The sequence below is a fragment of the Methyloparacoccus murrellii genome, assembly GCF_054657115.1.
In genome coordinates this window covers 34895-54110 of the sequence record NZ_BAAHXD010000021.1, presented here as the reverse complement: position 1 = coordinate 54110, position 19216 = coordinate 34895, and the positions used below count along the sequence as shown (strand labels likewise).

The window sequence follows — 19216 nt, the reverse complement described above, 5'->3', positions numbered from 1 at the left end:
AGCTTCGCCGCCTTGCATCGCCAGCGCGTTGGCGATGCAAGGCAATCACCGGAGATCAAGTAGTCTCCACAACCTTGGACTCGCCAACTCAACACTGGCACGTCTAAAGGGGCAGGTCAGTGCGGGCGCAATCCGCGTCCGGTGCAAAGTAGCACCTGGGTAGCACCAATAAAAAAGCCCTACCCGATCTCTCAGGTAAGGCTCTGTTTTATATGGTGGGCCCCCTCGGACTCGAACCGAGGACCAAGGGATTATGAGTCCCCTGCTCTAACCGACTGAGCTAGAGGCCCGAAACGTTGCATTACATTATTCGATATCGAGGAAACTCTTCAGCTGTTCGGAACGGGAGGGATGGCGCAGCTTGCGCAGCGCCTTGGCCTCGATCTGGCGGATGCGCTCGCGCGTGACGTCGAACTGCTTGCCGACTTCTTCCAGCGTATGGTCGGTGTTCATGTCGATACCGAAACGCATGCGCAGAACCTTTGCCTCGCGCGCGGTAAGGCTGGCGAGAATCTGCTGGGTACTTTCCCGAAGACTGGCAACAGTGGCATGTTCGATTGGCGACATGACGCGGGAGTCCTCGATGAAGTCCCCGAGATGCGAATCCTCGTCGTCGCCGATCGGCGTCTCCATCGAAATCGGCTCCTTGGCGATCTTGAGGACCTTGCGCACCTTGTCCTCCGGCATTTCCATGCGCACGGCCAGTTCGTCGGGCGTCGGCTCGCGCCCCATCTCCTGCAGCATCTGACGGCTGATCCGGTTCAGCTTGTTGATGGTCTCGATCATGTGCACCGGGATGCGGATGGTGCGCGCCTGGTCGGCGATCGAGCGGGTGATGGCCTGACGGATCCACCAGGTCGCGTAGGTCGAGAACTTGTAGCCGCGGCGGTATTCGAACTTGTCCACCGCCTTCATCAGGCCGATGTTGCCTTCCTGGATCAGGTCGAGGAACTGTAGTCCGCGATTGGTGTACTTCTTGGCGATCGAGATGACGAGGCGCAGGTTGGCCTCGATCATTTCCTTCTTGGCGGCACGAGCCTGCGCCTCGCCGATCGAGACGCGCCGGTTGATGTCCTTGATGTCCTTGATGGAGATCAGGTTTTCCTTCTCGACCTGCGCCAAGCGCGCCTGCGCCGCCTTGATGTCTTCCGCGTGGGCTGCCAGTACCTTGCTGTACGGCTTGCCTGCCTCGCTCCAGGGCGTCAGCCAATCGGCATTGCTCTCGTTGCCGACGAAGGAGGCGATGAATTCGGCCCGGGGGACACGGGCTCGGCCGACGACGATGTCCTGAATCAGGCGCTCTTCCTCGCGGATGCGTTCGACCGTACGCCGCAGAATTTCGGTCAGCTCCTTGAAAAACAGCGGCGTCTTCTTGAATTCCATGAAGGTTTCGGCAAGTGCGTCGAAAGCTTTCTGGGTTTTCTCGTGATGGGCCCCGTATTTGTTGTGCGCGTTGGTGGCGGTCTTGAGACGCTTGCTGAAGATCGCCAGCTTCTCCTTGGCGACCTCGGGATCCGGACCCGTCTCAGCTTCCTCGACGGCATCGTCGGCATCACCCTCGTGTGCCGCCTGGGCCTCAACCGGAGCAGCCTCGTCCGCATTGGGGTCATAGAAGTCGGAAATCAGCTCGGACAGGCGAATCTCGCCTTTCTCGACATTCTCGAAAGCCGACAGGAAATGGTGCATGGAGGCAGGGAAACGAACCAGCTCGTTGGCGGCGAGATTAAGGCCCTCCTCGATGCGCTTGGCGATCTTCAGCTCGCCCTCGCGGGTCAGCAACTCGACCGTACCCATCTCGCGCATGTACATGCGTACCGGATCGGTGGTCCGCCCCAGCTCGGTGTCGACGGAGGAAACCAGCGCTGCCGCCACTTCGGCAGCTTCCTCCTCGTCATCCTCGGTGACCACCGCCGTTTCGGCGATCATGTCGGTATCGGGCCGGTCCTCGTGGACCTCGATACCCATATCGTTGATCATGCAGATGATTTCTTCCATCTGCTCGGGGTCGACCACATCGCCGGGAAGATGATCGTTAACCTCGGAGTAGGTGAGGTAACCCTGCATCTTGCCCTTGGCAATTAACTCTTTCAACGATTGCTGTTGCTCGAGATCCATCGGTCTACTCCCGTGTCTACCCAAAAGTCGGGAACTGCGCAGTATAGCGCATTCGAGCCTTCATTAGAAGAATGGCAGGCGACGTCAGGGACTGGGAGAGGCGCTGGTCAGGGCGCGGAGTTCGGCACGTTCGGCGTCGCTAAGCGGTTCCCGGCGGGATTTCTGGATCAGCCATTCGAGACGGCTGGCGCGCGGCAATTCCACCGTGAGATGGCGCAGATGATCGAGGAAGGTAGGCTCGATGCCGTCGGCACCGACCTGGGTATCCCAGGCCATGAGCTTCGCCAGAACCCGGTGTTCGGGCATATCCCGGAACCCTTCCAGCAGGCCGGCCGGGCTGACGTCGGGATGCTCGGCGAGGTAGGCGATCAACCGGCTGAGCAAGGCGCCATGGCGGTCGAGTGCCGCCAACCGGGCCGCGCTCGCGGTGTCGATATGCTCGACCAGCCGTGGATGCTGGACCAGCAGCGCCAGGAAGGTGCGGATGGCGGAGGGGTGCCCCGCGATTTGAGTGCGATCCCGGCGCAGACGGGGGTCGCGGGCGCCGGGCGGTGTCGCCGGGGCGGCTTGTGCCGGCGACTGGTGACTCAAAGCGGCCAGATGCTGCTCGACCATGTCCCGAAAGACGCCGCCCGGAAGCTTCTGGATGTGGGGTTGGGCTCTGGCCACCAGCGCCGCCCGTCCCTCGATGGTGGCGATATCGAGCCCCGACAGCAGGCGATCGAAAAAATAATCGGAAAAGGTCTGTGCGGCCTCGATGCGGTGCCGGAAACCATCGACGCCCTCCTCCCGCACCAGGCTGTCCGGATCGTACCCCTCGGGCAGCAGGAGAAAACGCAGTTGCCGACCCTCGCGCAGATGCGCGAGGCTGGACTCCAGGGCCTTCCAGGCGGCCTTGCGGCCGGCTGCGTCGCCGTCGAAGCAGAAGACCAGCGTGGGGCTGTAGCGGAACAGCAGGCCGACCTGCTCCGCCGAGGTGGCGGTGCCCAGGGTGGCCACGGCTTCCTGCAGGCCGAATTGCGCCAGCGCGATGACATCCATGTAGCCCTCGACGACCAGAATGCCATCCGGCTTGCGGCGGCTCTCCAGCAGTTCGTAGAGCCCGTAGACTTCGCGATGCTTGTGGAAAACGTCCGTTTCGGGCGAATTCAGGTACTTGGGTTGCCCCTCGTCGAGGATGCGCCCGCCGAAGCCCACGGTGCGGCCGCGGCGGTCGCGGATGGGAAACATCACGCGATCCCGGAACCAGTCGCCGCCCCGATCCCGGGTCAGGCCGGCGCGTTGCAGCAGCTCGGGGGGCCACTCCGGCGGCAAACCGCGCGGACCGGGTGGCGCGAAGCCAAGCCGATAGCGGCGCGCAATTTCGCCGCTGACTCCGCGGCGACGCAGATAGGCCACCGCCCTCGCCGCGTCGGGGTGGGTCTTCAGCTGCTGCTGGTAGTGACGACTGGCCCGCTCCAGGATGTCATAGAGCGGCTCGATCGCCGCCGCGCCCGGCGGACGCGGTTCCCCGGCGCCCGATTCCCGGGGCACCGGCAGGCCGAGGTGGCCCGCCAGTTCCTCGATGGCCTCGGGAAAGGTCAGCCGGTCATAATCCATCAGGAAGCTGATGGCGGTGCCATGTGCGCCGCAACCGAAGCAGTAGTAGAACTGCTTCTGGCGATTGACGGAAAAGCTGGGGGTTTTCTCGTGATGAAACGGGCAGCAGGCCATGAAGTTGCTGCCCGATCGCTTCAGGGGAACCCGCGCGTCGATCAGGTCGACGATGTCCGTGCGGGCAAGAACATCCTGGATGAACTGTTCAGGGATTTTTCCGGCCATGTTTCCCCAAACGATAGGCCCTGCGAAAGGTGCGCAATGGCCGGAGGCAACCGGCGCCTGTCCGATCGAGGATCACCCGGGCATCCTGGTGGCAGGAGGACCACCCGGATGGATGCGCTGACGGGACGAGGCGGTGGACATCCGGGCGGGCCTGACGCCCGCCTGCCGCGTGGAGCGCGGCCCTAGACGCCGAGCAGGGCCTTAACGCGCGCGCTGACCCTGGACATGTCGGCCCGACCCTGCATGGGCGCCTTGATGACCGCCATGACCTTGCCCATGCCGCCGATGCCCTCGGCGCCCGTTTCGGCGATCGCCGCCCGGATCAGGTCGTCGATCTCGGCTTCTGAGAGGGGTTGCGGCAGATATTGCTGGATGACCTCAATCTCGGCCTTCTCGACCGCGGCCAGGTCGTCGCGGCCGGCCGATTCGTACTGGGCGATGGATTCGCGGCGCTGCTTGGTCATGCGGTCGAGCACGGCGATAATCTCGGCATCGTCAAGTTCGATGCGTTCGTCGACCTCGCGCTGCTTGACCGCCGCCATGATCAGCCGGATGACACCGAGCCGGTCCTTCTCGCCGGCCTTCATGGCCGACTTCATGTCAGCCTGCAACCGCGCCTTGAGCTCGCTCATCGCGGCTCAGCGCTCGGTCTGCGGACGACCCTTGCGGAGGTTCTGCAGCGCGAAACGCTCGCGGGAAAGCTTCTTCAGATGCCGTTTGACTGCCGCGGCGGCCTTACGCTTGCGCTCTTCGGTGGGCTTTTCGTAGAACTCGCAGCGACGAACCTCGGACAGGACGCCCGCCTTCTCACAGGCGCGCTTGAAACGGCGGATTGCGATTTCAAAAGGTTCGTTTTCTCTGATTTTGATCGAAGGCATGTAAGCTTTCCAAGGATTCCTTAAGGAATTCAACAAGTTGTAGATCCGGTCAAACCGGGGCCAAATAAAAGCCGATAATTATACCCTCCCACGCTGAGATGGCAAAAAGCATTTGTGTTGACCCTGGGCATAGAAACCTCCTGTGACGAGACCGGCGTAGCGCTCTACAACCACGGCCAAGGCCTGCTGGCGCACCGGCTGTACAGCCAGGTCGAAACCCACGCTGAGTACGGCGGCGTGGTGCCGGAGCTGGCCTCCCGCGACCACATCCGCAAGCTGACGCCGCTGATCCGGCAGGTGCTGGGCGATGCCGGACGGACTTTGGCCGACCTCGACGGCATTGCCTACACCAGCGGTCCCGGCCTGATCGGCGCGCTGCTGGCGGGTGCGTCGGTAGCCCGCAGCCTGGCCTGGAGCCTCGCCATCCCCGCCATCGGGATTCACCACATGGAGGGGCACTTGCTGGCCCCCCTGCTGGAGGAGAACCCGCCGGCCTTCCCCTTTCTCGCCCTGCTGGTATCGGGTGGGCACACCCAGCTGGTGCAGGTCGAAGCCCTCGGGCGCTATGCCATTCTGGGCGAATCCATCGACGATGCGGCGGGCGAGGCGTTCGACAAGACCGCCAAGCTGCTGGGACTCGGCTACCCCGGCGGTCCCCGGGTCGCCCGGCTGGCGGAACAGGGCGATGCCGGCCGCTTCCGTTTCCCCCATCCCATGACCGACCGGCCCGGCCTCGATTTCAGCTTCAGCGGTCTCAAGACGCACACACTGGTGACCCTGCAGGCCACCGGGGGATCGCCACAGGACCGGGCCGACGTCGCCGCCGGTTTCCAGGCCGCGGTGGTAGACACGCTTGTGATCAAGACGCGCCGGGCGCTGCGCCAGACCGGCCTGAAACGGCTGGTGGTGGCGGGCGGTGTCAGCGCCAATCGCCTGATGCGGCAGCGGCTGGAGACAATGGCGCGGGAAGAGAACGGCGTCGCCTATTTCCCGCGTCTGGACTTCTGCGGCGACAACGGCGCCATGATCGCCTACGCCGGCTGCCAGCGCCTCCTGGCCGGTCAGCGGGAGCCCGCCGAAATCATCGCGCGGCCGCGCTGGCCGATGACCGAACTCTGCCCGGCGTGACCGGGATGAGAGCACCGGCCCGCGGTTTCCGGCGGAATGGCCGGCAGCCATGACCCTGGCCAGCTTTCACCCCGTCGTTCGCGACTGGTTCGAGGCGAGTTTCGCCGCACCCTCCGCCTGCCAGCGGGGCGCCTGGGAAGCCCTGCGGACCGGGCGCCAGGTGCTGATTGCCGCACCGACCGGGTCCGGCAAGACCCTGGCGGCGTTTCTTTCCGCCATCGACGAGCTGGTCCGGGAGGGCGAGACGTTCGGCCTGCCGGACGAGACCCGGGTGCTCTACATCTCCCCGCTCAAGGCACTCGGCAACGACATCCACAAGAACCTGGAAACACCCCTGGAGGCCATCCATGCGCGCCTGTTCGAGCACGGCGCCATGTCGTGCGCCATCCGCACCCAGGTCCGTACCGGCGACACGCCCGCCCATGTGCGCGCCGGCATGGGCAAATGCCCGCCGCACATCCTCGTCAGCACGCCGGAATCGGTCTACATCCTGCTGACCAGCGAGAGCGGCCGGCGCATGCTGGCCACCGTGCGCACCGTCATCGTCGACGAGATTCATGCCCTGGTCGGCAGCAAGCGGGGCGCCCACCTGGCGCTCTCGCTGGAGCGTCTGCAACGCCTTGCCGCCCGCCCGCTCAACCGCATCGGCCTATCCGCCACCCAGCGGCCGATCGAGGCAGTGGCCGACTTCCTGACTGGCGGCGGCGATTGCCGCATCATCGACACCGGCCATCGACGGGCGCTGGATCTGGCCATCGAGCTGCCGGATTCGCCCCTGGAGGCGGTGCTGTCCGGCGACGCCGCCGGCGACATCCACGACCGCATGGCGGCGCTGATCGAAACCCACCGGACCACGCTGATCTTCGTCAACACCCGGCGGCTGGCCGAGCGGCTGGCGCGGGCGCTGAGCGAGCGCCTGGGGGAGGCGCAGGTCACCGCGCATCACGGCAGCCTGTCGCGGGAGCAGCGCCTGTCCGCCGAGCACCGGCTCAAGACCGGCCAGCTCAAGGCCCTGGTCGCCACCGCCTCGCTGGAACTGGGCATCGATATCGGCGACGTCGACCTGGTCTGCCAGCTTGGCAGCACCGGTTCCATCGCCGGTTTCCTGCAGCGGGTCGGGCGCTCCGGCCACTTTGCCGGCGGCCTGCCCAAGGGACGCCTGTTCCCCACCAGCCGCGACGATCTCATCGAGTGCATCGCCATGATCGACGCCGTCCGGCGCGGCGAGCTGGACCGGCTGGAGATCCCCGCGCAGCCGCTGGATGTACTGGCCCAGCAGATTGTCGCCATGGTCGCCGGCGAGGATTTCGGCGAGGACGAGCTCTACGAGCTGGTGCGGCGCGCCTGGCCCTATCGCGACCTGCCGCGGACGACCTTCGATGCCGTCGTCCGCATGCTGGCGGAAGGCTATGCCACGCGGCGCGGCCAGCGCGGCGCCTACCTGCACCGCGACGGCATCCACCGGCGGTTGCGGGCACGCAAGGGCGCACGCCTGACCGCCATCACCTGTGGCGGCGCGATACCCGACAACGCCGAATACCGGGTGATCCTCGAACCGCAGGGAGAATTCATCGGCACCGTGGACGAGGACTTCGCTATCGAAAGCATGGCGGGTGACATCTTCCAGCTGGGCAATGCCAGCTGGCGGGTGCTGCGACTGGAGGGCGGCACCCTGCGGGTCGAGGACGCGCACCACCAGCCGCCGAGCATCCCGTTCTGGTTCGGCGAGGCACCGGGGCGAACCTGGGAGCTGTCCGGCGCAGTCGCGCATCTGCGCCAGACGCTGGCACCGCGCCTGCCGGAGCCAGCCGATGGCAACGCGCCGATCGACACCCGCGCCGCGCAGGCATGGCTGGTCGACGAGGTCGGCATCGATGCCGGCGCCGCCCGGCAGGCGGTGGATTACCTAGCGGCCGCCAAGCTGACCCTGGGCGTCCTGCCGACGCTGGACACGGTGGTGTTCGAGCGCTTTTTCGACGAATCGGGCGGCATGCAGTTCATCATCCACGCGCCGTTCGGCAGCCGCGTCAACCGCGGCTGGGGCCTGGCGCTGCGCAAGCGCTTCTGCCGCTCGTTCAATTTCGAGCTGCAGGCGGCCGCCACCGAGAATGCCCTGATCCTGTCGCTGGGTGGCTCGCAGAGCTTCGAGCTGGCCGATGTCGCCGCGTATCTCAAGGCCGGGACGGTGCGCGACATTCTCGTCCAGGCCCTGCTGGATGCGCCCATGTTCACCGTGCGCTGGCGCTGGAACGCCGTCTGCTCGCTGGCGCTGCGGCGCTTCCAGGGCGGCCGTAAAACGCCGCCCTATCTGCTGCGCATGCAGGCCGAGGACCTGGTGACGGCGGTGTTTCCCGACCAGCTCGCCTGCCTGGAGAACATCGTCGGCGACCGCGAGATTCCCGATCATCCGCTGGTCAACCAGACCATCCACGACTGCCTGACCGAGGCCATGGACATCGACCGGCTGACCCGCATTCTCGGCGCCATCGAGCGGGGCGAGATTCGCGTGGTCTGTCGCGACCTGACCGAACCGTCACCGCTGGCGGCGGAGATCGTCAACAGCCGGGTCTACAGCTTTCTCGACGGCGCGCCGCTGGAGGAGCGCCGCACCCGTGCCGTCGCCAGCCGCCGCTGGCTGGACCCGGCCGAGGCCGGCGACCTGGCCCGTCTCGATCCCGCCGCGATCGACCGGGTGCGGCAGGAGGCCTGGCCGGCAGCCGGCAGCCCGGACGAGCTGCACGATGCCCTGATGACGACCGGCTTCCTGGCGCCCGAGGAAGGCGGATCGGCTTGGCCGGCATGGTTCCAGGCACTCGCCCGGCAGGATCGGGCGGCGGAGATCCGCTTCGGCATGGGCGCGCGCCTCTGGGTGGCGGCGGAGCGGCTGCCGCTGTTCGGCGCGATCCATCCCGGCATCCGCAGCGACGCGCCCCGCGATCCTGGGCACGCAAACGGATCGCCCGGCGGGCCGCGGCTGGCGAACCCGGGGCTCTGGGCACACCTGCCAGCCGAATATCTCGCGCCATCCTGGACGCCCGAAGAGGCCTTGCGGGAAATCCTGCGGGGCCGGGTGGGCTGTTCCGGGCCGGTCGCGGCCGACGAACTGGCCACCCGCCTGCACCTGCCCGTGCGGCAGATCGAGCAGGCACTGCTGGCGTTGCAGGCCGACGGCTACCTGCTGCGCGGCGCCTATAGCGGAGCCGGAGCGGACCAATGGTGCGAGCGGCGCCTGCTGGCCCGTATCCACCGCTACACGCTCAACCGCCTGCGGCAGGAAATCGAGCCGGTCGCCACCGGTGACTTCATGCGCTTCCTGTTCCGCTGGCAGCGGGTACATCCCGAAACCCGGCAGCAGGGCGCGCAGGCCCTGGCGGCACAGCTGGCGCAACTGGAGGGGTTCGAGGCAGCCGCCAGCGCCTGGGAGGGCGACATCCTGCCGGCTCGCTTGCAGGACTACGACCCGGCCTGGCTGGACAGCCTCTGCCTGGCCGGCAAGGTGGTCTGGACCCGGCTGAGTGCGCCGGGCAGCGGCCCGGGTCCGATCAAGGCCTCGCCGCTGGCCTTCCTCGGCCGGCGTCATCTGGCGACCTGGCGGCGGCTCGCGACGACCGCCGGGCCACCCGGACTCGGCCCGGGCGCCCAGCGGGTAGCCGAGATTCTGGACCGGCGCGGCGCCCTGTTCTTCGAGGAGCTGGCGGAGGCCAGCGGAATGCTGAAGACGCCGCTGGAGGCCGCGCTGGCGGAGCTGGTGGCGCGCGGCCTGGCCGCGTCCGACAGCTTCGCCGGCCTGCGCGCCCTGCTGGTACCGGAACAGAAGAAGCAGCGCTACCGCCATCTGGCGCTGGGCATGGAGGAGGCCGGCCGCTGGACGCTGCTGCGACCGCTGGCGGAACTGGCGGCCGCAACGGATGCGGCGGCCCGCCAGGAGGCTGTCGAGCATGCCGCCGGCACGCTGCTGCGACGTTACGGCGTCATCTTCCGCGCCCTGCTGACGCGGGAGCCGACCGCGCCGCCCTGGCTGGAGCTGCTGCGCAGCTATCGCCGCCTGGAGGCCCGTGGCGACCTGCGCGGCGGCCGGTTCGTCGCCGGGCACTTCGGCGAGCAGTTCGCGCTGCCGGTAGCGGTCGAGCTGCTGCGCACGGTGCGCCGGCAGACCGTCGACGACACGCTGATCACCCTGAGCGCCGCCGATCCGCTCAACCTCGCCGGCATCGTCACCCCCGGCAGCCGGGTGCCGGCACTGGCCGGCAACCGGTTGCTCTACCGGGGCGGCACACCCGTCGCCGTGCTGGCCGGCCGGCAGGTCGACTTCCTGATGGAGCCGGGCGAGTCAGCCTGGGACTACCGCAACCGGTTGCTGCGGCGCCCCATCCCGCCCGGCTTGAAGGCCTACCTCGGCGGCTAGCGGGAGCGAAACCGCGGCCGTCACAGGCCCAGCTCGCCCAAGCCTGGATGGTCCGCCGGCCGTGGACCGGACGGCCAGTGGAACAGGCGTTCACGCTCCGCAATCGGACGGTCGTTGATGCTGGCATGCCGGTGGCTCATGAGGCCGTTGTCGGCGAAGGCCCAGTTCTCGTTGCCGTAGGAGCGGAACCATTGCCCGCCGTCATCGTGCCATTCGTAGGCAAAACGCACGGCGATGCGGTTGGCGGTGAACGCCCACAGCTCCTTGATCAGCCGGTACTCCCGTTCGCGCGCCCACTTGCGGGTCAGGAAGGCAACGATCTCCTCGCGCCCGCGGGGAAATTCGGCGCGATTGCGCCAGACGCTGTCGGCCGTGTAGGCCAGGGCCACGCGCTGCGGGTCGCGACCGTTCCAGGCGTCCTCGGCCATGCGCACCTTGCGCAGGGCGGTTGCCTCGGTAAACGGCGGAAACGGCGACCGGGGCTCGGCCACCAGGGACGGGTTCGGCATCATAGGCAGTCCTCCAGGCTGGGGTTGTCGGTGGCGCGCGAGGTATCCTGCGCCAGTCGTGCCAGATCCTCGGGCGTGTTGAGATTGGCCAGGGCACCGGGCCGATCCGAGAAGTCGGCCGTTGCCCAGGAGTGGCGCCGCATCCAGGACTCGACCTTGCGCTCGCCCGCCGCCAGGCAAGCGGCCAGATCGTCGGCCAGCCGGGTCTCCGCCAGCATGATGACCGGGTGCAGCCGCGCGCCGTCGCCGGCCACGACGATGGCCGCGCCGCTGGTCGAGGCCGCCCGGAGCAGGCGTTTCAGCAGCGCCCCGGTCAGCAGGGGCGTGTCGCAGGGGACGGTCAGGACATAGGGGGTCCGGGCGCTGCGCAGGGTGGCCAGGATCCCCGCCAGGGGGCCAGCGAAGGCGGGACCGGCATCGCGGATGACCGGACAGCCCAGAGTTTCGTAGTCGGCGAGGTTGCGATTGGCGCTGATCAGCTGGCAGGCCGTCACCTCGCGCAGGGCGGCCAGCAGGTGGCCAACCAGCGGCTGGCCGCGGAACGGCAGTAATCCCTTGTCCGCCCCGCCCATGCGCTGCCCGCGGCCGCCGGTCAGCACCACCCCGGTGATGGCGGCGCGCGGGATCGGCGGCGGCATCCGATCGATGGCCGGCCGGTCCATTGCCCTCCTCCGGTCGCAGGACATGTGTGCCGGGCGAGATCGCTAGGCGAGCGTCGCCAGCAACCGCCGGGCCTCGCGCTGCAGGGACCCGCGCATGAACAGCAGCTTCCAGCGGACGCCACCGGCCTGGCGCCACAGCAGCGCGGAACGCACGCCGGCCAGCAGCAGGGCGCGAATCCGGTCGCCGTTGCGGGCGTCGGCGAGGTGGGCCTGTTCGCCGGAGACGATCACCCGCGGCTTCAGCTGGCTCAGGGTCTGCTGATACCCGTAGGCCAGAGCGTCCAGCACCTCGTCGTCAAGCAGTTCCCCGGTCCGCTCGAAGGCGGCCTGGGCGCGCCGCAAGGCGACACCGATGGCCTCGACCATGCCGGGCTGGCGCATGACCTGGCGTTCCAGGAATACCAGGGTCGAGGCATAACGCGCCAGTTCGGGATCGACATGCCGAGGCTCGGACAGCTGCTGGACCAGCAGCTCGAGGCCACTCCTGATGGCCGTCAGGCCGCCATAGACATCGAGGATGTCGTCCGCGTCGACCTTGAGTGCGCTGTGGATGCTAGCCGCCATGGCGGCACGGTCAGCCTGGCCGCGGCGGGCGATTTGCTGGACCAGGGACACCGCCTGGGTCAGGCCGGCCAGGGCGATGGTCTGATGGGTCAGGTTCTTTTCCATTGCTATGTCTCGAAGGAACACGCGAGGCCGGCGGCAGACCCGCCGGCCGCTGTGCGCGGCGCGGGAGATCGGCTCAATACGGGCGCTCGCGCAGGCGCAGCCGGAACAGCAGCCGCGACAACGCCAGCTCCAGCACCAGGAACAACAGCACGCCGGCTGCTATGGCGGCGACGCCCAGGCCGAGACTGTCGCGCGCGAGCAGGAGTGGCAACAGCGACTCGGGAATCTGATCCAGTCCCAGCGCCATGGCCCCGGACGCCAGCCCCAGCCGGCGTTTCAGCAGGGATGACAGCAAGTCTCCGGCCATGGCGGCGAGGCCGATCCAAAAGCCGAGCATGACCGGCAGCGACACCAGCCAGGCCATCAGCATGGTGGCGACAAGGGCCGCCGCGACGCCTCGCCAGGTCTTCGAGGGTCCCAGCCAGCGGCGACCGTCCACTGGCGAGGTCCGCCCGCCGTCCAGCGGCCAGGCGCCCCGGGCGCCCAGCCACCGATGCAGCAGCACCGGCGCACCGTTGGCCACCAGCAGCAACAGCATCAGGCGCGCGAAGTCCTCCGGCACCAGCATTGCGGTTGCGGGCAAGGCGGCTCAACGCGGTTTCAGGGCCTCGCCCTCGAAGTGGATTCCGGCCCAGCCGTCCTGCATGAAGTGGCGGATGTTCCGATGGTCGTGACCCTCGGGATGCGGCAGGACGTCATCCCGGTAGTAGGCACCGAAGAGGGCAAGTGTCTGCGCCTCGCTCAGGCCATTCAGCCGCGCAAAGGCGAATATCCGGCACGAGCCTTCGTTGGTGCCAGCCTCGTTGCGCAATGATCGCTCGCCGAGCCCGTTGCCGAAGGCCGTCGGCCTGTAGTGGTAATGCTCGCCGATGACCGCCAGGGTATCCTGGAATTCCACCGGCTCGCCGCGTTTCACGCGCTCGAGGAAGGCTTGCAGGGTCGTACTCATGGAAACGTCTCCTCCTGGAATGGGGTGGCTGTCCCTGGCGTCTTTCGGGGATGGCCGGCGGCGGCAGGACAGCCTAATCCCGCCGTCCGGCCGGAACGGCAGCCGTGGCTTGCAGCAGCGGCTCGAGCGACGTCATGACCTGTTCGAGCAGCAGGGGTTGCGCCTCCGCATTGGGATGGATGCCATCGGCCTGCATCAGGCTGTCGTGTCCCCCCACCCCTTCGAGCAGGAAGGGCACCAGCGCCACACGCTGCCGCCCGGCGACCTCGCCATAGACACGCTGGAACATTTCCGCGTAACGTTTGCCGTAGTTCGGCGGGATGCGCATGCCCAGCAGCAGGACCTCGGCGCCGGCCTGGCGGGCCTTGCCGATCATGGCGGTGAGGTTGTCGGCCATCTGCGCGGGCGTGAGCCCCCTGAGCCCATCATTGCCGCCGAGCTCGATCAGCACCCAGCGCGGGTGCACCCGCTGCAGCAGTTCGTCGATGCGCGCCAGGCCGCCCGCGGTGGTGTCGCCGGAAATGCTGGCGTTGACCACCACGATGTCGCGTGGCTGCAGGGCCCGCTGGAGCAGCGAGACCCAGCCCTGGTCGATACGCGCCAGGCCGTAGCCGGCGCTGATGCTGTCGCCCACCACCAGCAGTGTCTGCGCCTGCGCGAGCAGCGGTGTCAGGCACAACAGGACGAGAACAAGGATTCTGGACATGACCGAACCGTTGCAGGACGAACGTGAAACCGTGGCCGAGTGGGTCATCTGGGCCGCGGGCCTGGGCAAGCAGGTGACAACCGCCGATGGCCGGCTCGATATATTGACAGCAGTGAACCTGGCGATCAAACCGGGGGAAACCGTCGCCATCGTCGGCGCCTCCGGCTCGGGGAAGTCCACCCTGCTCGGGTTGCTGGCGGGACTGGACCTGCCCTCGGAAGGCCGGGTCTGGCTGGCCGGATCATGCCTGAACGATTTCGACGAGGACGGCCGCGCCCGCATCCGCGGCCGGCAGGTGGGCTTCGTGCTCCAGTCCTTCCAGCTGCTGCCCCACCTCACCGCCCTGGAGAACGTCATGCTGCCGCTGGAACTGGGCGGCGCGCGCGACGCCCGCGAGCGGGCCAAGGACTGGCTGGTGCAGGTGCAACTGGGCGCGCGGATACGCCACTACCCCCGCCAGCTGTCGGGCGGCGAGCAGCAACGGGTGGCCCTGGCCCGCGCCTTCGTCACCCGGCCGTCCATCCTGTTCGCCGACGAGCCGACCGGAAACCTGGATACCCAGACCGGCCGGACCGTCATCGACCTCCTGTTCGAACTCAACCGGACCCAGCGCACCACGCTGGTGCTGGTCACCCATGATGCCTCGCTGGCGGCGCGCTGCGAGCGCGTCATCCGCCTCGACAGCGGCCGCATCGTCCCGGAGGCCGCGCCATGAGGCGGCTCGCCTGGCTGGCATTGAAGCTGTTGCAGCGCGACTGGCGCAGCGGCGAACTCGGCATCCTGGCCGCGGCCCTGTTCATTGCCGTGGCCACGACCACGGCCGTCAATCTGCTCGGCGACCGCCTGCAGCGCAGCATGACGCTGCAGGCCGGCGAGTTCCTGGGCGCCGACCTCTCGGTCGACAGCCATGCGCAGCCACCCGAGGCCTGGCTGGCGGAAGCCCGCGGCCACGGCCTGGATGCCGTGCTGACCACGGAATTCTCCAGCGTGCTGGTCGAGCACGAGGACATCCTGCTGGTAGGCGTGAAGGCCGTGCCCGAGGGCTACCCCCTGCGCGGCGCGCTGAAAATCCAGGACCGGCGCGACGGTGAGGCGTATGCGACCCATGCCGTGCCGGCCGCCGGCGAGGCCTGGGTGGAGCCGCATGTGCTGCATGCGCTGCGGCTGGATCTGGGAGACAGCGTCACCGTGGGCGAACAGCCCCTGCGCATCACCCGCCTGATCGCCCACGAGCCGGACCGGCGCGGCGAGCTCTCCAGCCTGTCGCCACGGGTGATCATCAACCAGGCCGACCTGGAGGCCACCCGCGTTCTGCAGCCGGGCAGCCACATCCATTTCCATGCCCTGTTCAGGGGCCCCGAAGCGACGCTGCTGGCCTACAAGCGCTGGCTCAAGCCCCGCCTGCAGCCCGGGCAGCACATCACCGACATCCACGAGGACCGGCCCGAGCTGGGCAAGGCGATCGAGCGGGCCGAGCGCTATCTCGGGCTGGCCAGCATCGCCGTCGTCCTGATCGCCGGTGTCGCCATCGCCATGAGCGCCCGCCGCTACACCGAGCGCCATTTCGACCTGACCGCCATTCTGAAATGTCTCGGTGCCAGCGAGCGCGACGTGCTGACGCTGGCGGCTGTCCAGTTTCTTGCCCTGGGCCTGGCGGTCGTCACGCTCGGCTGCCTGGCCGGCGGACTGTTGCAGGCGGTGGTGGTGGAAATCGTGCAGCCGCTGCTGCCGTCGCGCCTGTCGCCGGCGCCGCCGCTGGCCTGGCTGCTGGGCGCCGGCATGGGGCTGCTGATCCTGCTCGGCTTCACGCTGCCGCCCATCCTGCGCCTGAAGCGCCTGCCGCCCCTGCGCGTCCTGCGCCGCGACCTAGAACCCCTGCCCTCCAGCGCCCGGCTGGTTTACGGGCTCGCGACCCTGACCCTGGCCCTGCTGATGTGGCGCCATACCGGCGACTGGAAGACCACCCTGACGGTCTGCGCCGGCAGCGGGCTGCTGATCGCGGCCTTTGCCAGCGCCGGTTATTCCCTGCTGGGCCTGGGCCGCCGGCTGATGCCGCGGGTACCGCTGCCGGCCCGGCTGGGCCTGCAACAGCTGACGCGCCGGCCACGCCTGGGCATCACCCAGATCCTCGCCTTCAGCATCACCCTGGTGGCCATGCAGATCATCCTGCTGGTCCGGACCGAGCTGATCGAGCAATGGCGACAGCAGCTGCCCGAGGATGCGCCCAATCACTTCGCCCTGAATCTCTTCGATGCCGACCTGGGACCGTTCCGGGATTTCCTCGGCCAGGCCTCCATCCGCGCCAGCGCCAGCTACCCGGTCGTGCGCGGCCGGCTGGTGGCCATCAACGGCGCGGACGTGTCGCGGCAGATCGGCCAGGATGCCCGGATCGAGGGCGCCATCAATCGCGAGCTGAGCCTGACCTGGACCGATACCCTGCCACCCGACAACCGGATCGTGGCCGGCCAGTGGCCCGATCCGGCTCCGGACAGGAGTGTCTCCATGGAGCGGGATCTGGCCGAGCGCCTGGGCGTGCAACCGGGCGACCGGCTGCGCTTCCACATCGGCGGGCAGGACCTCGAGGTCCGGGTCGGCAGTCTGCGCAGCGTCCGCTGGGACAGCATGACGCCGAATTTCTACATGATCTTCGCACCAGGCGTGCTGGACGCCTTTCCGCACACCTGGCTGACCAGCTTCCACCTCGCCCCGGCGCAGAAGCCTCTGCTGACGCAGATGGCCAAGCGCTTTCCGAGCCTGACCCTGCTCGACGTCGGCAAGCTGCTGGGACAGTTCCAGGCCATCCTGCGGCAGATTTCCCTGGCCATCGAATTCGTCCTGGTGCTGGCGCTGGCGGCGGGCTTCACCGTGCTGTTCGCAACCGTGCGGGCGACGCTGGACGAACGGCTGCACGAGGACACGCTGATGCGGGCGCTGGGCGCCGACAGCCGCCTGTTGCGGGGCGCGCAGTGGATCGAGTTCCTGGCACTGGGCCTCATGGCCGGCCTGCTGTCGGTGCTGGTTACGGAGATCGTGCTGTGGATCGTCTACCGGAACGTGTTCGACCTGCCGTTCCGGCCGCACTACTGGACCTGGCTGGCGACACCGCTGGCTGCGGGACTGGCGGTGGGCTGTGCCGGTTACTGGAACACCCGCAGGGTAACGCGGGAAAGCCCGATGCGGGTATTGAGGAGTCTGTGAAGGGAGAGCGGGATACCCCGGCGCAGGCCGCCATCGGCCTGCGCCGGGATGCGGCGTCGATTATTGCGCGCCCTTGATGTTGATTTTGGAGGTCCAGCCGGTCTTGCCCTGGCAGTTGCCGTCGGTGATCTTGACCTTGACGAAGGGCAGCAGACCGACCACCTGTTCCTCTTCCACTACACCACGGGTACCGGCCGGGGCGGTGCAGACATCCTGATCCTTGTCCTCCTCGGAATCCGAGGCGCTCATGAGGCCCGGCGCCATGGTCAGGTGGGACAGACCGCCATTGGGATTTTCGAGCACCACCGCCTGACCGCTGCTGACGGCGGTCTTGACCTCGACCTTGCCGCTGCCGCCACCGGTCAGCGCCATGGTCAGGGAACCGACGGCAATCGCGCCGATCAGGGCATAGAGTGCCTTGGGATTGGTCTTCAGGGTGTTGATGACGTTCTGAACGGCATTCCCGGCCGCTGCACCCGCATTGTTCTCGTTTTCGGACATCAGGTTACCTCCTCGTTCTGTTCTAGTTCTTGATGGTATTGGGTATTGGAATCAGGCGTCGCAAGGTCCATCCCGCGGCAACTTATCATGTTGGCCTGCCGATGCAAACAGGTAATTGGCATGGCGGTAACCCGCTCGCGCCCGGCCCTGACGGCGGGCCCGGGATGCCGGCCTGGCGAACATTGGCGCTTCCGACCAAGTCCCGATAAGCTAAGTTCCGGAACGAGGCGCGCCTCCCGAGCCCACCCTCCCTGCACACTCCAGCCATGAGCGATTCCGGCAAGGCCCTGCCCGCAGGCCGCAAGGATACCGTCGACAGCTTCCTCGCCAAAGTCGCAAGCGTGCCGGCCGCCGCAGCGGCCGGACAACGCGGCAAGCTCATCTTTGCCCTGGACGCCACCGCCAGCCGCGAACCGACCTGGCGCGAGGCCCAGCGCCTCCAGGCCGGCATGTTCGATGCCGCCGCCCAGAGTGGCGGGTTGCGCATCCAGCTGTGCCATTACCGCGGCCAGCACGACTTTTCGGTCTCCGGCTGGCTGGACGATGCCCGCGCGCTGAAGGCCCGCATGCGCGAGGTGGCCTGCCTCGGCGGTCTGACCCAGATCGGCCGGATGCTCGAACATGCCCTGCAGGAAGCCCGCCGCCAGCGCATCCAGGCGGTCGTCTTCGTGGGCGACTGCGTAGAGGAAGCCGCCGACCCCCTCTGCCATCTGGCTGGCCAGCTCGGGATTCTGAACACGCCGCTGTTCCTGTTCCAGGAAGGCGACGATGCCGCGGCCGACCGCGTGTTCCGCCAGCTGGGCGAACTGCTGGGCGCCATCGCCGCCTATGCGGCGGGCGGCCGCGCGGCTCTCGAGCGCTATGGCGAGACACATGGCGAGCGGGTCCGGCAACTGACGCACCAGCTGGACCGCCGCCGATGACCCAGCTGGTCGTCATCGGCCTGGTGCTGCTGGCGACATTCGGCATGCGGCGCCTGCTGCGCAACACCCGCATCGCCGGCTACCGCCCGCTGCAGCAGTCGCTCATCGCCCTGGGCGTCATCCTGTTCCTGCTGCTGACCCTGACCGGTCGCCTGGGGCTCCTGGTCCCGGTCCTCGGCGCCGTTCTCGCGGCTCTGCTGGCCACCTTCACCCGGCTGCTGCCGCTGCTGATCCCGCTGCTGCTCCAGTATCTGCCGCTGTGGCGGCGCCACCGGCAACAGGGCGCACCGGCGGACAAGCCTGGCGGCGGCATCTCGACGGTGGAGTCGCCATTCCTGCGCATGCACCTGCATCACGATAGCGGACAGCTGAGTGGCGACATCCTCGCCGGTGACTACGCCGGACAGTCGCTGGATGCGCTGGATCTGGCGCAGCTGACGCGGCTTTACCAAACCTACACACAAAGGGACCCGGAATCCGCTAGACTGCTGGCAGCCTATATCGAACGCGTCCACGGCAACGACTGGCAGACCACCGGACCGCGGGGACAGCGCGCCGACGCCGCACCACCGTCCCTCGACCGGACGGAGGCATTCGAGATACTCGGCCTGAAGCCGGGCGCCAGCCGCACGGACATCGTCGCGGCGCACCGCCGGCTGATCCAGAAGCTCCACCCCGATCGTGGCGGCTCCGATTATCTGGCGGCGAAGATCAACCAAGCCAAGGACCTGCTTCTCGGCGACTGACAGCAG

Annotated in this window: 17 protein-coding genes and 1 tRNA gene; 6 read left to right on the top strand and 12 right to left on the bottom strand. The window is 67.9% G+C overall.

Annotation, left to right across the window (positions count from 1 at the left end; all coding sequences use genetic code 11):
- Nucleotides 1–213: 213 nt before the first annotated feature.
- The 5 genes from ACYQ1H_RS07915 to rpsU form a co-directional block, all read right to left on the bottom strand.
- Nucleotides 214–290: transfer RNA gene (locus ACYQ1H_RS07915), tRNA-Ile, on the bottom strand.
- A gap of 16 nt (nt 291–306) precedes the next feature.
- A complete protein-coding gene (gene rpoD, locus ACYQ1H_RS07910) occupies nt 307–2115 on the bottom strand; it encodes an RNA polymerase sigma factor RpoD (RefSeq protein WP_460027505.1) in 1809 nt (602 codons plus the stop codon).
- Between the two features lie 84 nt (nt 2116–2199).
- The gene (gene dnaG / locus ACYQ1H_RS07905) at nt 2200–3936 is read right to left on the bottom strand and encodes a DNA primase (protein WP_460027504.1); all 1737 of its coding nucleotides are present in this window, start codon (nt 3934–3936) and stop codon (nt 2200–2202) included.
- A gap of 182 nt (nt 3937–4118) precedes the next feature.
- Entirely contained in the window at nt 4119–4568 is a 450-nt protein-coding gene (locus tag ACYQ1H_RS07900) for a GatB/YqeY domain-containing protein (protein ID WP_460027503.1), read from the bottom strand.
- A 6-nt stretch (nt 4569–4574) separates the two neighbouring features.
- On the bottom strand, nt 4575–4814 hold the full coding sequence (rpsU, locus tag ACYQ1H_RS07895; RefSeq protein ID WP_460027502.1) for a 30S ribosomal protein S21: 240 nt from the start codon (nt 4812–4814) through the stop codon (nt 4575–4577).
- Nucleotides 4815–4928: 114 nt separating this feature from the next.
- Between rpsU and tsaD the strand changes: the two genes are divergently transcribed.
- Nucleotides 4929–5942 (top strand): tRNA (adenosine(37)-N6)-threonylcarbamoyltransferase complex transferase subunit TsaD, encoded by a 1014-nt coding sequence (tsaD, locus tag ACYQ1H_RS07890; RefSeq protein ID WP_460027501.1) that lies wholly within the window; start codon nt 4929–4931, stop codon nt 5940–5942.
- Nucleotides 5943–5991: 49 nt separating this feature from the next.
- Nucleotides 5992–10347, top strand: a complete 4356-nt coding sequence (locus ACYQ1H_RS07885) for a DEAD/DEAH box helicase (RefSeq protein WP_460027500.1) — start codon at nt 5992–5994, stop codon at nt 10345–10347.
- Between the two features lie 20 nt (nt 10348–10367).
- On the opposite strand, the gene ACYQ1H_RS07880 is transcribed toward ACYQ1H_RS07885, so the two are convergent.
- The 6 genes from ACYQ1H_RS07880 to ACYQ1H_RS07855 form a co-directional block, all read right to left on the bottom strand.
- Nucleotides 10368–10859: a nuclear transport factor 2 family protein gene (locus ACYQ1H_RS07880; protein WP_460027499.1), complete on the bottom strand. Its 492-nt coding sequence runs from the start codon at nt 10857–10859 to the stop codon at nt 10368–10370.
- Nucleotides 10856–11518, bottom strand: coding sequence for a molybdenum cofactor guanylyltransferase MobA (mobA, locus tag ACYQ1H_RS07875; RefSeq protein ID WP_460027498.1), 663 nt, complete (start codon nt 11516–11518; stop codon nt 10856–10858). The genes ACYQ1H_RS07880 and mobA overlap by 4 nt, the downstream gene beginning before the upstream one ends.
- A gap of 42 nt (nt 11519–11560) precedes the next feature.
- A complete protein-coding gene (hflD, locus tag ACYQ1H_RS07870) occupies nt 11561–12187 on the bottom strand; it encodes a high frequency lysogenization protein HflD (protein ID WP_460027497.1) in 627 nt (208 codons plus the stop codon).
- 73 nt (nt 12188–12260) lie between these two features.
- The gene (locus tag ACYQ1H_RS07865) at nt 12261–12770 is read right to left on the bottom strand and encodes a CDP-archaeol synthase (RefSeq protein ID WP_460027496.1); all 510 of its coding nucleotides are present in this window, start codon (nt 12768–12770) and stop codon (nt 12261–12263) included.
- 6 nt (nt 12771–12776) lie between these two features.
- Nucleotides 12777–13136, bottom strand: a complete 360-nt coding sequence (locus ACYQ1H_RS07860; protein ID WP_460027495.1) for a HopJ type III effector protein — start codon at nt 13134–13136, stop codon at nt 12777–12779.
- Nucleotides 13137–13209: 73 nt separating this feature from the next.
- The gene (locus ACYQ1H_RS07855; protein WP_460027494.1) at nt 13210–13842 is read right to left on the bottom strand and encodes an arylesterase; all 633 of its coding nucleotides are present in this window, start codon (nt 13840–13842) and stop codon (nt 13210–13212) included.
- Between ACYQ1H_RS07855 and ACYQ1H_RS07850 the strand changes: the two genes are divergently transcribed.
- Together ACYQ1H_RS07850 and ACYQ1H_RS07845 are read left to right on the top strand one after the other, a co-directional pair.
- Nucleotides 13841–14557, top strand: coding sequence for an ABC transporter ATP-binding protein (locus ACYQ1H_RS07850; protein WP_460027493.1), 717 nt, complete (start codon nt 13841–13843; stop codon nt 14555–14557). The genes ACYQ1H_RS07855 and ACYQ1H_RS07850 overlap by 2 nt on opposite strands.
- Complete coding sequence (locus ACYQ1H_RS07845) at nt 14554–17040, top strand: ABC transporter permease (RefSeq protein WP_460027492.1); 2487 nt, start codon at nt 14554–14556, stop codon at nt 17038–17040. Before ACYQ1H_RS07850 ends, ACYQ1H_RS07845 begins: the two co-directional genes overlap by 4 nt.
- A gap of 60 nt (nt 17041–17100) precedes the next feature.
- Here the strand turns inward: ACYQ1H_RS07845 and ACYQ1H_RS07840 are convergent, their stop codons facing one another.
- Nucleotides 17101–17541, bottom strand: a complete 441-nt coding sequence (locus ACYQ1H_RS07840) for a hypothetical protein (protein ID WP_460027491.1) — start codon at nt 17539–17541, stop codon at nt 17101–17103.
- A 266-nt stretch (nt 17542–17807) separates the two neighbouring features.
- On the opposite strand from ACYQ1H_RS07840, the gene ACYQ1H_RS07835 reads away from it, so the two are divergent.
- On the top strand, nt 17808–18464 hold the full coding sequence (locus tag ACYQ1H_RS07835; RefSeq protein ID WP_460027490.1) for a hypothetical protein: 657 nt from the start codon (nt 17808–17810) through the stop codon (nt 18462–18464).
- Nucleotides 18461–19210, top strand: coding sequence for a J domain-containing protein (locus tag ACYQ1H_RS07830; RefSeq protein WP_460027489.1), 750 nt, complete (start codon nt 18461–18463; stop codon nt 19208–19210). The genes ACYQ1H_RS07835 and ACYQ1H_RS07830 overlap by 4 nt, the downstream gene beginning before the upstream one ends.
- Nucleotides 19211–19216 lie beyond the last annotated feature (6 nt).